A 14,635-nucleotide genomic window follows, 5' to 3' on the forward strand; every position below is an offset into this window, starting at 1 on the left:
GACCTGCGCGCGCGCCGCCGAGCGCCTCTTGGGAGCCCCCCCTCCCCCGGACGGCCACCGCAGCCAGCCCCTGCACCGGCGCCTGCGCGCGTCGCTGAAGGTGTCCATCGTGGAGGGGATGTTCGCGGAGGTGTTCACCGCGTGCGCGGGCCCCACGGTGCTCACCGCCTGGGCCATCGCGCTGAAGCTGGGGCCCTTCCTCGTGGGCGTGATGACGGCGCTGCCGTTCTTCTCCCAGTTCGTGCAGTTCCCCGCCGCGTGGCTCACGCTCTGCTTCGGCCACCGGCGGGTGGCGCTGACGGCGGTGTGCCTGTCCCGGCTCGCGCTCCTGCCCCTGGCGCTGCTGCCGTGGCTGGGCCTGTCCCTGGAGGGAAAGCAGCACCTGCTGCTCGCCGTGGCCGGGGCCTCCGCGCTGCTGGCGGTGGTGGGCAACAACGCGTGGGTGGCGTGGATGGGGGAGCTGGTCCCCAGCGCCGTGCGGGGCCGCTTCTTCGGCAAGCGCACCGCGATCATCACGCTGATGGGCACCGGCGCGTCGCTCACCGCGGGCCTGCTGATGGACCGGCTGAAGGGGCTGGACGGGGTGGGCCTGGCGCTGCCGCTGCTGGCGCTCGTCGCGTGCGTGATGGGCGTCGTCACCACGCTGATGATGGCCGCGCAGCATGACCCGGCGCCCCCGGGCACCCTGCCGAAGCTGGAGCTCAAGGCGGCGCTCCTGCCCTGGAAGGACGACGGCGCGCGGCGGGTGCTCCAGTACCAGGTGGCGTGGAACGCGGCGGTGGGCGTGTCCGCGCCCTTCTTCGCGCTGCACAGCCTGCAGAACCTCAAGATGACCTTCGTCATCATGGCGCTGCACGCGGCGGCGGTGGCCGGGGTGCGCGTGCTGACGGCGCCCCTCTGGGGCCGCGCCATCGACCGGCTGGGCGCACAGCCGGTGCTGATGCTCTGCTCGCTGGGCATCAGCGCCATCCCCATGCTGTGGCTCCTGCCCTCGGCGGGGACGCTCTGGCCGCTGCTCTTCGACGTGCTCCTGGCGGGTGCACTGTGGAGCGGCCACGGCCTGGCCATCTTCGCGCTGCCCCTCACGGTGGCGCCGCGCCGCGGCCGGCCCTTCTACCTGGCGGCCTTCGCCACCGCGGGTGGGCTGGCCTACGCGGCGGCGGCGTCCCTGGGCGGGGCGCTGGCGGCGCGGGTGCCCCAGCAGTTCATGCTGGGCGGCCACCTGTGGGTGAACCTGCACGTCCTCTTCGTCGTGTCGTCGGTGGCCCGGCTGGGCGCCGCGTTCCTCGCGGCCCGGGTGAACGAACCCGGCGCCGCCACCACGCGCACCGTGGCCCAGGTGGTGGAGCGCTTCCTGCCCCGCCTCCGGCCGGCTACAGCCGGTAGTCGCGCACCATCGCGGCCACGCGCTCCGACAGGAGCTTGAGCGCCACGGCGGACTCACTGGTGGTGGAGATGCGCTTCACCGTGTCGCCCATCACCGTGTTGAGCTCGTTCACGGCGGTGAAGATCTGCTCGATGCCGGTGGCCTGCTGGTTCACCGTATTGGAAATCTGCCGGGCGGACACCACGCTGTCTCGCACGATGGAGGACAGCTGGCGCAGCGTGTCTCCGGACGTGCGCACCTGGGCCAGGCCCGTCTCCATGCGCTGCGTGCCCGCGGCCGTGATCTCGACCGTGGCGAAGATGGCGGTGCTGATGTCCGCCAGGATGCCGCGCACCTGGTTCGTCGCGCGGATGGACTGGTCCGCCAGGCCGCGGATCTCCCGGGCCACCACCGCGAAGCCCTTGCCGTGCTCCCCGGAGCGCGCCGCTTCAATGGCCGCGTTCACCGCCAGCAGGTGGGACTGGTCCGCCAGGTCCTTCACCGTCTCCGTGATGCCGGAGATCTGCTCGGTGCGCTCGCCCAGGGCCATGATGCGCTCGGCGATCTGCTCCACCTGGGCGCGCAGGGCCACCATGCCCTCGATGCTCTCGGTGATGGCGATTTCGCCCGTCTTGCCCAGCACCTCCGCGCGCTCCGCCACGTCGATGACCGTCTCCGCCGCGCGAGACGCCACCACGGACGTCTGGCGGATCTCCTGCGCCGTCACCTGCGTCTCCTGCAGCGCGGCGGCGTGGCGGGACACCATCTCATTCTGCCGGCCCGCGGAGTCGTTCAGGTGGTCCACCGAACCGCGCAGCAGGTCCGACGATGCCTGCAGCTGCTGCAGCAGGTCCTTCACCTTCGACGTCATCAGCGAGAAGGCCTTCGCCAGCTGGCCCACCTCGTCCGAGCCCTCCACGCGCACCGTCTCACGCAGGTCGCCGTGCTCCGCGATGCGCTGCGCGGCCTCCGTCAGCTGCACCAGCGGCGCCGCCACCCGGCGCGCCAGCACGATGCCCACCACCACGAACGCCACGAGCGCCAGCAGCACGCCCACGCTCACCCCCGTGGTGATGGCCCGGACCTGCGCGCGCGCCGCCGAGCGGTTGAAGCCCACGTGCACGCTGCCCGCGCCGTTCGCGAAGCGCGAGCTCACGTCCAGCAGCTCCGCGTCCCGCACGTAGAACGTCGCATCCCCCTGCGCGCGGGCCAGCCGGTCGCGCAGCTCCCGCATGGCCGGGGCGTACTCGCCCGCCACCGCGCGCAGCTGCCCGGACCCGTCGAAGACGGCCAGGTAGGCCACCTGATGGTGCCGCGCCACCTGCTCCAGCACCGTCTGGAGCGACTCCGTCTGCCCCCCCGGCATCGCCGCGGGCAGCGTGGCCGCCAGCGCCGCGGGCAGTGCCCCCCCCACGTCGCGGCCCTGCGCCTCGAAGGCGGAGGTGACGCGCGGGATGAGGTACCCGAAGAAGAGGACCGTGAAGAACAGCGCCACCAAGAGCGGCGCCAGCGTGAGCTTCTGGGACAGGGAGAGTCGCATCCGGGAGCGGCGCCAAATCCAGAGGAAGTCTGGGAAACGAAGCCCCCCTGGACCATCCAGTGAGGTGGCTCATTGTGGACATTCCAGAGGAGCCGGCGCAAGGCTCCGCGCATCCCAGCCCGTGAAAGTCAGACACCGCGCCCTGGGTAGACCCGACCCCGGGGCGCGGACGTCATCCCTGCGTCAGCCGGCCTTGCGGCTGTCCTGCGAGCTCTCGTCCCACTTCTCCATCAGGGTGTTGGACGGGAGGGTCTCATCCAGCAGCTTGCGCGCGGCCTCGACGCCGGTGACGGGCAGGCCCTTGGGGTCCAGCAGGCCCAGCTGCACCAGCACCGACGCCTGATCCCAGTAGATGTGCTCGTGGTAGAGCTTGTCGCCGCGGAAGTTCACCACCGCGACGAAGGCCACCTCCACGAACTTCCCGGTGGGCGGGATGCCCGGGAGCATCCAGTCCATCTCGATGTCGTGGGTGAAGCTGAGGATGAACTCGTCCACCACGCGGTCCGCACCCACGGTGCGAGACAGCAGGGACATCTTCGTGTCCTTGGGGTTCGAGTGCACGAAGTGGTGCTCGTAGAAGCGGTGCAGGTACTCCGCGCCCACGCCGCCCGTCATCACCGGGACGCTGTTGACGTACGGGTGCGCCACCATGGTCTTCATGGTCGCGGCGGCGTCCCGGATGGCGAACTCCAGCTCCGTGTGCCGCTCCCACAGCGCGGCCAGGTCGTAGCGCGGCCCCATCACGCGCTTGAGCAGCGCGAGGGTGCGCGTGTGCGCCGTCATCTGCGAGGGCCGGTTGTAGGCCGGGGACCCTTCACGGAAGAAGCCGTGGCGCACGCCCTGGTACACGTACAGCTCCACGTCGACGCTGACGTGCTGCTTCACCCGCGCCACCGCGGCCGGGGGCACGAAGCCGTCCCACTCCGCGTAGTGCAGCACCATGGGGGCCGCGCTCTCACCGCCCTGTGAGAGCACGTCCTCCATCCCCGGCGCGCAGTAGGCCACCGCGCAGTCCACGTGCGCGTGCGCCGCCAGCTGCGCGGCCAGCGTCCCGCCCAGGCCGTAGCCCAGCGCGCCGACCTGCTTCTTGCCCCGCAGCCCCACGACCTCCGGAAGCGCGCGCGTCCAGGCCACCACCGGCTTCAGGTCCACCTCTTCCGGCTCACCTCGCGAAGCGAGGTCCGGCACCACCACCACGTAGCCCTCTTCGCTGAAACGCTCGGCCATCAGCTTCAGGTGGGCGTTTCCCTCGAACGCCTCCACCATCAGCAAGAGCAGGCCTGGACCCGTTCCAGAGGCGGGGCGTCGCACCCACGCACGCATCGGGTCGCTTCCATCCACGGGAATCCACGTCGAGTTGTCGTTCATTTGTCGCGCACCCTCCCCAAAGCGGACACTCTTTGCGCCCGGACGGATCGCCTTCCGGACGTCTGGCGTTGTAGCAAATCCTCCACATATTCGCCTCATGTTATGAGAGGTTTTGATGTGGACGGATTGTTGTATGGCTTTGAGGTGAAGGAATCAGCCATCACTGCAATGCCTTGTCCGTGACGCGACCGGCCTTGTGTCTCAGGCCGTCATCGGTGCAGCGACGCCCGCGCAGGAGGAATGCGCTCGCGTGTCGCCCAATGCCTGACGTGGTAGGCAAAGGGAGAAAACCGTACCCACCTCCGGGGTGGATTCTACCCGGAGGGTTCCGCCGTGAGCCTCCACGATGCTGCGTGCGATGTAGAGCCCCAGGCCCAGGCTTTCGCGCTGGCCCGGACCGTCGCCGCGGCGGAAGGGCTGGAAGAGCGTGGGCAGGAGGTGCGCGGGGATGGGGGCCCCGGCGTTCTGGACCTCCAGATACACGGTGTCCACGCCCTGCTCATAGGTGCGCAGGCGCACGGCGGTGTCGCGCGGGCTGTACTTGAGCGCGTTGTCCAGGAGGTTGGCCACCACCTGCTCCAGCCGGTCCAGGTCCCACACGCCGGGGAGGGTGTCGTGGGCGAAGTCGAACTGGATGGAGCGCTCCGGCCGGGCCGCGCGCAGCTCGTCCACGACCTTGTGGCACAGCTCGTTGAGGTCGCCCGCGCCCGGCACCACCGGGATGCCTCCGCCCACGCGCGCGCGGGTGAAGTCCAGCAGCTGATCCACGATGCGCTGGATGCGCTCGCCGCCCCGGGCCACGCGCTCGAACGCCTTGCGCTGGGCGTCCGGCAGCGCCTCGCGCGACAGCTGGGTGCTGGCCGTGGTGAGGATGGCCGCGAGCGGCGTGCGGATGTCGTGTCCCACGATTCCCACCAGCTGCTGCTCGAGCTCCGTGGCGCGCTGCAGCTCCTCCTCCACGCGGCGGCGCTCCGCCAGCTCCAGCGCCTGCTGCCGCAGCTTCTCTCCGCGCAGGTACAGCTCCACGAACACCGACACCTTGGCGCGCAGGATGTTCGGATCCACGGGCTTGAGCAGGTAGTCCACCGCGCCGTACTCGTAGCCGCGCGTGACGTAGGCCGCCTCGCGGCTGAGCGCGGTGATGAAGAGGATGGGCAGGTGCTTCGTGCGCTCGCGCGTGCGGATGAGGCGGGCCGTCTCCAGCCCGTCCAGCCCCGGCATCTGCACGTCCATCAGCACGCACGCGTACTCGTCCAGCAGCAGCGCCTTCAGCGCTTCATCTCCGGAGCGCACCGACACCACGTGCTGCCCGAGCGGCTCCAGGACACCCTCCAGGGCCAGCAGGTTCGACGGCGTGTCATCCACCAGGAGGACGCGCGCGCGGGGGGAATCGGGCGAGTCATCGGTGTGGCGAAGGAGGGACGCATCGGACACTGCGGTGAGCGCGGGCGTCCTGGGAACGGAGGGCTTCAAGGCGGCGTTCACTCGGGCGTTGGGGTGGAGCGGCTCGGGTGGCGGGCAGGCAGTCGGGGCTTCGCCGGTCCGCTGGATGTTGAGCGCCTGCATCCAACACGCTCCGCGCTTCGCGTTGTTCCCTGCACCTGTATTCAAAAGACACAGCGAGACAGGAATTCATGTTCAAAACTGACCCATTGCAATTCCTGTCAGGAGCGTAGACTTCGCGCACATGACTCACCCGGCTCCTCGCACCCTCCTGCTCGGTCCCCCTGACTTGCGCGCGCTCGTGGAAGGCGTGGGTCTGGACGTCCTGATGGACGAGCTCATCCAGGCGCTCACCGTGGCGCTGCGGGAGTTCGACGAGTCCGTCCTGCAGGTTCCCAAGCGGGAGGGTTTCCAGGTGGTGAGCGAGCCGCGCCCCTCCGGGACGATTGGCTGGATGCCCGCCCTGCGGCGAGGGGACAGCCTGACCGTGCGGGTGTCCTCCTCGCTCCCCACCAACCGGGGGGACTCGGGGCTGCCCACGCTGGTCGCGACCCACAGCGTCTACGACGTGAAGACGGGCCACCTGGTGGCGGTGATGGACGGCGTGTTCGCCACGGCGCTGCGCACGGGCGCCGCTTCCGCGGTGGCCAGCCGCTACCTGGCGTCCCCGGACAGCCGGGTGCTGGGGCTGGTGGGCTGCGGCGCGCAGGCCGTCTCGCAGCTGCACGCGCTCAGCCGCGTGTTCCGGCTGGAGCAGGTGCTGGTGCACGACATCGACCCGGACGCGGCGCGCTCCTTCGTGCGGCGCGTGGCGTTCCTGGGGCTGGACGTGCGGCCCACGCTCCTGCCGGACCTGGAGGCACGCGCGGACATCCTCTGCACCGCGACCACCGTCTCCCCGGGCGCGGGGCCCGTCATCTCCGGCCACGCGCTCCAGCCGCACGCGCACGTCAACGCGGTGGGCGCGGATCAGCCGGGCAAGGCGGAGCTGCCCCTGGCGCTCCTGCGGCGCAGCCTCGTCGTGCCGGACTTCCCCGCCCAGGCGCGCCTGGAGGGCGAGTGCCAGCAGCTCCACCCGGATCAGATTGGCCCGGACCTGGCCACCGTGGTGCAGCAGCCGGAGGAGTTCGCGGGCTGGAGGGAGCGCAACACGGTGTTCGACTCCACCGGCCACGCGCTGGAGGACCACGTGGTGACGCGCCTCCTGCTGGAGCACGCGCGGCGCCTGGGTCTGGGCACCCTGGTGGCGCTGGAGGCGCTGGGTGGCGACCCGCTGGATCCGTACGCGATGGTGCACGGTGACGAGGGCGCACGCGCCGAATCGCCCCGCCGGGCCACCGGCACCTGACGCCGGGGCGGCTTCGTTTCACTCCCGGCACACAACTTCCGGCGCCCCAGGCCGATAATCGCGAAAGCAATAGCTGTCCCTTCTTCCCGGGATTATTCCGCCATGACTGTCCGCACCACGGCTCCCCGCGCCACCTCCTCCGCGCCCGCGAGCACCGCCACGGCCCCCAAGGCCAACGCCGTCGCCCCGCGCAAGGTGGCCGTGTCCACCGCCCTGACGGCGCCGCCCGCCGGCCTGGGCAAGGGCGACTCGGGGGCCAAGGTGAAGCAGCTGCAGCAGGGGCTGGTGAAGCTGGGCTACCTGACGCAGGCGCAGATGAACACGGGCACGGGCAGCTTCGGGCCGGCGACCGAGGCGGCGGTGAAGAAGTTCCAGGGCGACCACAAGGTGCCCACCACCGGCTACTACGGGGAGCAGACGGCGGCGGCGCTGAAGAAGGCGCTCGCGAAGCCGACGACGACGCCCCCGCCCACGGAGCCGGGGAAGTTCAAGAAGCCCGCGGTCATCAGCGCGCCCTCGCCCAACAGCGACTCGCGCAACGGCGCGGACATCGACGCCATCGTGCTGCACCACACGGGCACCAACAACGGCGCCGGTGACATGGCGTGGATGCGCAACCCGGACAGCAAGGTGTCCGCGCACTACATGCTGGACCGCGACGGGAAGATCTACCAACTCGTGGGCGACACCAAGCGCGCCTGGCACGCGGGCAAGGGCGAGCTGCACGGCGTGCCCACGGACGTGAACGCGCGCTCCATCGGCATCGAGATCGTCAACGACGGCAGCGGCAAGACGGCCTTCACCGACGCGCAGTACAAGTCGCTGACGCAGCTCGTGGGCTACCTGAAGCAGGAGTACAAGGTGCCCGCGAACAACATCGTCGGGCACAAGGACGTGGCCGTGCCCAAGGGCCGCAAGGACGACCCGGCGGCCAACTTCGACTGGTCCCGCCTGCGCAAGGGCATTGGCGGCTGAGCAGCGCTCCTCACGCCGCTCGCCCTGCCTCACCGGGCGTGCGCGCCTCCGCCGGGGCGTGCTAGAAGACCGCCCCGGTGCTCCGACTCTGGCTCTTCATCTGCCTGATGCTGCTCGCTCCCGTGGGGGGCGGACTCGCGCACGCCCTCGGGCCGGCGCAGGCGGAGACGTGCCTCGCCGGCTGCGCGGATGACGACGCGCAGGGCGAGTGCGCTCCCACCTGCGTGGATTGCGCCTGCTGCACGCACCCGAAACCCCTGGCGGTCGCCGTGCCGCTGCCGGGGTTGGTGGGCTCCCTGTTCCAGGAGCCCCCCCTCACGCTCGAAGCCTCCGAGCCGTCGTCCGCCGACGCGGATGACATCCTGCACGTCCCCATAGTTCCTCTGGCTTAAGGCCCGCGTCCGCCGTCGTTCGCACGCGCCCCGCCACCGGTGTGCCCGGCCTCTTGCCCGGGTGCATGGATGCGCGCGGCCCGCCTTCTTCCGAAGAGGTCTTCCTCCGTGTCCATCCGTTCCGCGACGGCCGCCCTCGGGCTGGCCGCCGCACTGCTCTGGCCGCGCCCTGGTGGCGCGGCTCCCTCCCGCATCACCCTTCAGGACGCCTTCGCCCTGGCGCGCCAGCATGCCCCGGCGCTGGTGGAGGCCCGGGCCCGCGTGCGCGCCGCCCAGGGGCCCGTGGCCAGCGCCGCGCCGCTCTTGCGCGAGAATCCCCAGCTGGACCTCCAGGTCGGGCCGCGACGGCAGGCCAATGGCAACCGGGGGCTGGACGTCGCGGTAGGGCTGGCGCAGCCCTTCGAGCTTGGCGGCAAGCAGGGCCTGCGGCGGGAAGCGGCGCGCGCCGGCCTGTCCATGGAAGAGGCCCGCCTGCGCGACGCGGAACGGCTCGTGCTGGGGGACGTGGCCGCGGCCTACCTGCGCCTGCTGCAAGCCGGGGAGCGGTTGAAGCTGGTGAGCTCCGCGGCGGAAGCGGCGGCGCGCACCGTCCAGGCCACGGAGCGGCGGTACGAGGCCGGCGACGTGCCAGCGGTGGACGTCAACGTGGCGAAGGTGGCCCGGGCCCGCGCCCTCGCGGAGGTCCAGGTCGCGCGGGGCGAGGTCTCCGCGCTGCGGGCGGAGCTGGAAGGCCGTCTGGGCTACCGCACGCAGGACGCTGGCGCCTTCGACGATGACCTGCGGGCGCTCGCGCTGGCGTCTCCACGCGCGCCGCCGGAGGGCACGGGGACGCGCGCGGACCTGGTGGCCCTGGAGCAGGAGCAGGCCCAGGCGAAGGCCGCCGCGACGCTGGGCCGGCGGCAGGCGCTGCCGGACGTGGCGTTGGGCGTGCGCTACCAGAAGGAGGCGGTCGAGACGGTGTTCCTGGGAACGCTCAGCGTGCCCCTGCCCCTCTTCGCCCGCGGCCAGGAAGCGAGCCTCGTGGGTGAAGCGGCCGCGAGCCGCGCGGAGGCGGAGCTGCGCGCCGCGCGCGTCACCGTGCCCGCCCAGGTCCAGGCCGCGACCGACCGCTACCGCGCGAGCCGGGACGCCCTCGGGACCCTGGAAGAAGTCCTGCCGCTGCTGGACGACAACGAAGCGCTGGCGCAGCGCTCCTACGACGCCGGGGAGATGGACCTCGCCGCGTTCCTCCTCATCCGCCGCGACACGCTGGAGGCGCGGGCCGCGTGGCTCGACGGCCTCACGCGCGCCGCCCTTGCCCGTGTGCAGCTCGAAGTGGAAACCGGAGTCCTGCCATGAAGCCCACCCTGCTGCTGCTCGCTGTCCTCGTGGGCCTCACCGCCTGCAAGTCCTCCAAGGCGGAACACGACGACGCGCACGAACACGGGCACGACGAGGAGTCCTCGGAGAAGCTCCACGTCGAATCCGGGGACGTCATCCACGTGCACGTCCCGCAGGAGATGCTCCGGGACCTGCGCGTCACCACCGCGAAGGTGGAGGCCCGTCCAGGCGGAGAGAGCGTCACCGTGCTGGGAGAGCTGACCTTCAGCGAGGACGCCTACGCGGAGGTGTCCTCGCCCGTCCCGGCGCGCGTGGCCTCCGTCGCGGTGACGACGGGCCAGGCGGTGAAGCAGGGCCAGCGGCTGGCGGAGCTCCAGAGCCCGGAGCTGGGCCGTGCGCGCGCGGACCTCCAGTCCGCCCAGGCCCGGGCCACCGCCGCCCGGCAGGCCGCGGACCGCAAGCGCACGCTGGCGGAGGAGCGCATCGTCGCGCGCAAGGACGCGCAGGCCGCCGAAGCGGACGCCGCCGCCGCGGACGCGGAGGTCGCCGCCGCGAAGGCTTCCCTCACCGCCCTGGGCGCGGGCGGTGCCGGTGGCGATGGCACGTCCGGCTTCGTGCTCAAGGCCCCCATCGGCGGCACCATCGTGGAGCGCGCCGCGCGGCTGGGGCAGATGGCGGATCCGTCGCAACCGCTCTTCCGCATCGGCGACCTGTCGTCGCTGTGGCTCGTCGTCCACGCGTTCGAACGGGACGCCGTGCGTTTGCAACCTGGAGCGGAGGCCCGCGTCACCTTCGCCGCGTTCCCGGGCCAGGAGTTCACCGCGAAGGTGGGCCACGTGGGCCAGCGGGTGGATCCGCACAGCCGCACCATCCCCGTGCGCCTGGAGCTGGACAACGGCAAGGGGCTCCTGCGGCCGGGCATGTCCGCGTCCGCGTCCATCCCGCTGGGAGATCCGGGCGCCACGCTCACCGCGGTGCCCGCCGTGTCGCTCCAGCGGTTGGAGAACGGCTGGGTGGTGTTCCTGCCCACGGCGGAGGCCGGCGTCTTCGAACAGCGCGAGGTGGGCCGGGGCCGCAGCCTGGGCACGCAGGTGGAGGTCCTGAAGGGGCTCGCCGTGGGGGACGAGGTCGTGGTGGAGGGCGCGTTCCTGCTCAAGGCCGAGGTGGAGAAGTCCCGGGGCGGAGGTGACGAACATGGCCACTGATCCGCGCACGACCCTGCCGGGGCGCATCCTCCGCGCGTCCTTCGCGCGGCCCGGGCTGACGGTGCTCGTCGTCCTGGCGCTGGCGGCCTTCGGCGCGGTGGCGCTCCGCAACCTGCGCCAGGACGTGTTCCCGGACCTGTCCGCGCCCATCTTCAACGTCATCGTGCAGAACCCAGCCATGGGCGCCGAGGAGCTGGAGACGGCGGTGGCCATCCCCATGGAGGTGGCGCTGGCGGGCCTGCCCCAGGTGCGCCGCATCCGCTCCACCTCGCAGCTGGGCGTCACGCAGGTGACGGTGGAGTTCGAACCGGACGCGGACTACTTCCGCAGCCGCCAGTACGTGGCGGAGCACGTGGCGCAGGCGGAAGGCGAGCTGCCGCCCGGCACCGACGCGCCGCTCGTGTCCAGCCTCACCGGCCGGCTCAACGAGGTCTTCGAGTTCACGCTGGAGGCGGAGCCCGGCAGCGCGGACCTGATGGCGCTGCGCGACCTGGCGGAGTTCGACATCAAGAACCGGCTGCTCGCGGTGCCCGGCGTCGCGGGCGTGGAGCGGCTGGGCGGCTACCTGCGCCAGTTCCAGGTGCTGCTGGATCCGGATCAACTGGTGGCGCGAGGCATCACCCTGAACGAGGTGCAGCACGGCCTGGAGGGCGCCAGCGCCAACGCGGCCGGAGGCTTCATCACGCAGGGCCCCATGGAGTGGGCCGTGCGCGCGGTGGGCCGGGCGGAGACCGTGGAGGACCTGAACAACACCGTGGTCGCGCTGCGGGACGGGACGCCGGTGCTGCTGGGAGACGTGGCGGACGTACGCGAAGCCCCCGCGCCGCGCCGGGGTCTGGCGCACCGGCTCCAGGGCGAGGTCGTGAGCTGTCGCGTGAGCAAGCAGTTTGGCGCGGACACCGTGCGGGTGGCCGAAGGCGTGCGCGCGGCCATCGAGGAGCTGAGCCGTTCGCTGCCTCCGGGCGTGAAGCTGCGCGTCGTCTATGACCAGTCGGAGCTGGTGGGCTCCGCGCTGGGCGGCGTGGGCCGGGCCATCCTGCTGGGCGCGTTCCTGGTGGTGGGCGTGCTCTTCCTGCTGCTCGGGGACTGGCGCGCGGCGCTCATCGTCACGCTCACCCTGCCCCTGTCGCTGGCGCTGGCGGGACTGCTGCTCAAGGCGGCGGGCATCGGGTTGAACACGATGACGCTGGGAGGGCTGGCCATCGCGGTGGGCCTGCTGGTGGACGCGGCCATCATCGTCGTGGAGAACGTCATCCACGACCTGCGCGAGGGCAAGGGCCGCCGCTCCGTGCGCGACGAGGCGCTGGCGGCGGCGCTGGAGGTGGGCCGTCCCATCGCCTTCGCCACGCTCATCGTCGTCGCGGTGTTCATCCCGCTCTTCGCGATGACGGGCATCGAGGGCCGCATGTATCAGCCGCTCGCGGCGGCGGTGGTGGCGTGCCTGGCCGCGTCGCTGGGGCTGGCGCTCACGCTGGTGCCGGTGGTGTCAGGGCTCCTGTTGCGCGCGCCGCGCGAGGACTCGCCGGAGGACGTGTGGCTCATCCGCAAGGTGAAGGCCGCGTACGCGCCGCTGTTGGACAGGTGCATGCGCCACGCGGGCCTGGTGCGCGTGGTGGCGCTGGCCATCACCGTGCCCGCGCTGGGGCTGGCCTTCATGGTGGGCAGCGACTTCATGCCCCGGCTGGACGAAGGCGCGTTCCTGCTCCAGACGGTGCTGCCGCCGGAGACGTCCCTGGACGAGGTGGACCGCCTCAACCACCGCATGGAGGACGTGCTGCGCGAGTTCCCGGAGGTGGAGGACGTGGTGCGCCGCACCGGCCGCGCCGAGCGCACCGAGGACCCGATGCCCCACACGTTGTCCGACGTGCTGGTGGTGCTCAAGAAGGACACGACGGGCGGCCGGGAGGCGCTGGAGTCCCGGATGCGCGAGGCGGTGGAGAAGGTGCCCGGCGTGTCGGTGCTCTTCACCACGCCGCTGGGGATGCGCATCGACGAGGGACTGGGCGGCAGCCCCGCGGATCTCTCCGTGCGCATCTTCGGGCCGGACCTGGACGTGCTGGCGGGGCTCGCGGAGCGCACGCGCGCGTTGATGGCGAAGGTGGATGGCGTGGAGGACCTGCGGGTGGAGCGGCTGAGCGGTCTGCCGCAGCTGCGCATCGCGGTGAACCGGGCGGCGGTGGCGCGCGTGGGACTGACGCCCGGGGACGTCGTCCGGGCCGTCCGCGTGGGGCTCGTGGGCGAGGAGGCCGCGCAGATCTGGCGGGGCCAGCGCCGCTATGACCTGGTGCTCCGGCTGGCGGATCACCGCCGGGGCGACGTGAACGCCCTGCGCAACCTGCTGGTGGACGGGCACGACGGCACGCGCATCCCGCTGAGCCAGCTGGCCACCATCGAGGAAACCACGGGCGCGGGGAGCGTGCGCCGCGAGGCGGGCAGCCGGCGCATCGCGGTGGAGGCGGGCGTGTCCGGCCGCGACCTGGGCGGCACCGCGGCGGAGGTGCGGGAGGTGCTGGCCACGCAGCTGAAGCTGCCCACGGGCTACTTCGTGGACGTGGGCGGCAAGGTGGAGAGCCAGGAGCGCGCGGCGCAGGCGTTGACGGTGGCCATCGCCCTGGCGCTGCTGGCGGTGTTCGTCTTGCTGTACCTCGCGCTGGACTCGGTGGCGGAGGCGCTGGTCATCCTGGCCACGTTGCCGGACGCGTTCGTGGGCGGCATCCTCGCGCTGCTCATCGCGGGAGAGACGTGGAACGTGTCCAGCCTGGTGGGGCTCATCGGCCTGTTCGGCATCGCGGTGCAGAATGGCCTGGTGCTGGTGGCGCAGACGAAGGACCTGATGCGCCGGGGCAGGCCCTTCGCGGAAGCCGTGCGCGAGGCGAGCCTCGGCCGCGTGCGGCCCAAGCTGATGACGGCGGGCACGGCCATCCTCGGGTTGCTGCCGCTCCTGGTGCTGCCGCTGCACGGGACGGAGATTGAACGTCCGCTCGCGGTGGTGATGGTGGGCGGGCTCGTCACCTCTACCCTCTTCACGCTGCTGGCCCTGCCCACGTTCTACGCGCTGGTGCACGGGTTCCAGGAACGCGTCGCGGCGCGCAGGGCCGCGCGAAAGGCGGAGGCATGAGCCTGTCACCCGAGGCGCTGGACACGCTGCTGCGCCATCACCATGCGTTCCTCACCTTCCTCACGCCGCGCGTGGGGAGCCAGGAGGCCGCGCGCGAGGTGCTCCAGGCCGCGTTCGTGAAGGGCATGGAACAGGGAGGTTCCCTGCGCGAGGACCAGAGCGCGGTGGCCTGGTTCTACCGGCTGCTGCGCAACGCGCTGGTGGACCGCCACCGCCGGGGCCAGCGTGAAGTCACCGCGCTGGAGTCCCTGTCCCACGAACAGCCGCTGTCCACGGAGGAAGCCTCCGGCCTGGAGGCAACGGTGTGCGGCTGCGTGGCCGGGCTCGCGGAGACGCTCAAGCCCGAGTACGCGGAGGCCGTGCGCCGGGTGGACCTGGAAGGGCTCTCCGTGGCCGCGTACGCGAAGGAGGCGGGCATCTCCGCCAACAACGCCGCCGTGCGCCTGCACCGTGCGCGGCAGGCCCTGGGCCGTCAGCTGGTGGAGCTGTGTGGCCACTGCTGCGCGCAGGGCTGCCTGGACTGCTCCTGCGCGCCCGCCTGAAAATGCAGGTGTAATTGC

General features: G+C 71.9%; 11 protein-coding genes. 8 read left to right on the top strand and 3 right to left on the bottom strand.

Annotated features, from left to right (window positions below; genetic code table 11):
• Window positions 1-28 precede the first annotated feature (28 nt).
• Window positions 29-1,426: an MFS transporter gene (locus tag D7W81_RS21385; protein ID WP_244227340.1), complete on the top strand. Its 1,398-nt coding sequence runs from the start codon at window positions 29-31 to the stop codon at window positions 1,424-1,426.
• Here D7W81_RS21385 and D7W81_RS21390 read toward each other — a convergent pair.
• The 3 genes from D7W81_RS21390 to D7W81_RS21400 all read right to left on the bottom strand — a co-directional run bounded on the left by D7W81_RS21390 (window position 1,374) and on the right by D7W81_RS21400 (window position 5,747).
• Window positions 1,374-2,906: a methyl-accepting chemotaxis protein gene (locus D7W81_RS21390; protein ID WP_120557244.1), complete on the bottom strand. Its 1,533-nt coding sequence runs from the start codon at window positions 2,904-2,906 to the stop codon at window positions 1,374-1,376. The genes D7W81_RS21385 and D7W81_RS21390 overlap by 53 nt on opposite strands.
• A 183-nt stretch (window positions 2,907-3,089) precedes the next feature.
• On the bottom strand, window positions 3,090-4,274 hold the full coding sequence (locus D7W81_RS21395) for an alpha/beta fold hydrolase (protein WP_120557245.1): 1,185 nt from the start codon (window positions 4,272-4,274) through the stop codon (window positions 3,090-3,092).
• 201 nt (window positions 4,275-4,475) lie between these two features.
• Entirely contained in the window at window positions 4,476-5,747 is a 1,272-nt protein-coding gene (locus D7W81_RS21400) for a hybrid sensor histidine kinase/response regulator (RefSeq protein ID WP_244227335.1), read from the bottom strand.
• A gap of 280 nt (window positions 5,748-6,027) precedes the next feature.
• Here D7W81_RS21400 and D7W81_RS21405 point away from each other — a divergent pair, with 280 nt between their 5' ends.
• From D7W81_RS21405 to D7W81_RS21435, 7 genes are all read left to right on the top strand, one after another.
• On the top strand, window positions 6,028-7,065 hold the full coding sequence (locus D7W81_RS21405) for an ornithine cyclodeaminase family protein (RefSeq protein ID WP_244227336.1): 1,038 nt from the start codon (window positions 6,028-6,030) through the stop codon (window positions 7,063-7,065).
• 102 nt (window positions 7,066-7,167) lie between these two features.
• Entirely contained in the window at window positions 7,168-8,040 is an 873-nt protein-coding gene (locus D7W81_RS21410; RefSeq protein WP_120557248.1) for a peptidoglycan recognition protein family protein, read from the top strand.
• A gap of 77 nt (window positions 8,041-8,117) precedes the next feature.
• Complete coding sequence (locus D7W81_RS21415) at window positions 8,118-8,432, top strand: hypothetical protein (protein WP_120557249.1); 315 nt, start codon at window positions 8,118-8,120, stop codon at window positions 8,430-8,432.
• A 108-nt stretch (window positions 8,433-8,540) separates the two neighbouring features.
• Window positions 8,541-9,770, top strand: coding sequence for a TolC family protein (locus D7W81_RS21420; RefSeq protein WP_244227337.1), 1,230 nt, complete (start codon window positions 8,541-8,543; stop codon window positions 9,768-9,770).
• Window positions 9,767-10,957: an efflux RND transporter periplasmic adaptor subunit gene (locus D7W81_RS21425; RefSeq protein WP_120557251.1), complete on the top strand. Its 1,191-nt coding sequence runs from the start codon at window positions 9,767-9,769 to the stop codon at window positions 10,955-10,957. The genes D7W81_RS21420 and D7W81_RS21425 overlap by 4 nt, the downstream gene beginning before the upstream one ends.
• Window positions 10,947-14,075 carry an efflux RND transporter permease subunit gene (locus tag D7W81_RS21430; RefSeq protein ID WP_120557252.1) on the top strand — a complete coding sequence of 1,043 codons (3,129 nt, stop codon included), beginning with the start codon at window positions 10,947-10,949 and terminating at the stop codon, window positions 14,073-14,075. The genes D7W81_RS21425 and D7W81_RS21430 overlap by 11 nt, the downstream gene beginning before the upstream one ends.
• Complete coding sequence (locus D7W81_RS21435; RefSeq protein ID WP_120557253.1) at window positions 14,072-14,617, top strand: RNA polymerase sigma factor; 546 nt, start codon at window positions 14,072-14,074, stop codon at window positions 14,615-14,617. The genes D7W81_RS21430 and D7W81_RS21435 overlap by 4 nt, the downstream gene beginning before the upstream one ends.
• Window positions 14,618-14,635: the final 18 nt, after the last annotated feature.

The sequence above is a fragment of the Corallococcus aberystwythensis genome (genome assembly GCF_003612165.1).
Classification (GTDB): Bacteria; Myxococcota; Myxococcia; order Myxococcales; family Myxococcaceae; genus Corallococcus; species Corallococcus aberystwythensis.

What these genes read in the sequence shown, in the direction of transcription:
- D7W81_RS21390 (WP_120557244.1), bottom strand. Translation starts at nt 2,906, where the DNA reads ATGCGACTCTCCCTGTCCCAGAAGCTCACGCTGGCGCCGCTCTTGGTG.
- D7W81_RS21395 (WP_120557245.1), bottom strand. Translation starts at nt 4,274, where the DNA reads ATGAACGACAACTCGACGTGGATTCCCGTGGATGGAAGCGACCCGATG.
- D7W81_RS21410 (WP_120557248.1), top strand. Translation starts at nt 7,168, where the DNA reads ATGACTGTCCGCACCACGGCTCCCCGCGCCACCTCCTCCGCGCCCGCG.
- D7W81_RS21425 (WP_120557251.1), top strand. Translation starts at nt 9,767, where the DNA reads ATGAAGCCCACCCTGCTGCTGCTCGCTGTCCTCGTGGGCCTCACCGCC.
- D7W81_RS21430 (WP_120557252.1), top strand. Translation starts at nt 10,947, where the DNA reads ATGGCCACTGATCCGCGCACGACCCTGCCGGGGCGCATCCTCCGCGCG.
- D7W81_RS21435 (WP_120557253.1), top strand. Translation starts at nt 14,072, where the DNA reads ATGAGCCTGTCACCCGAGGCGCTGGACACGCTGCTGCGCCATCACCAT.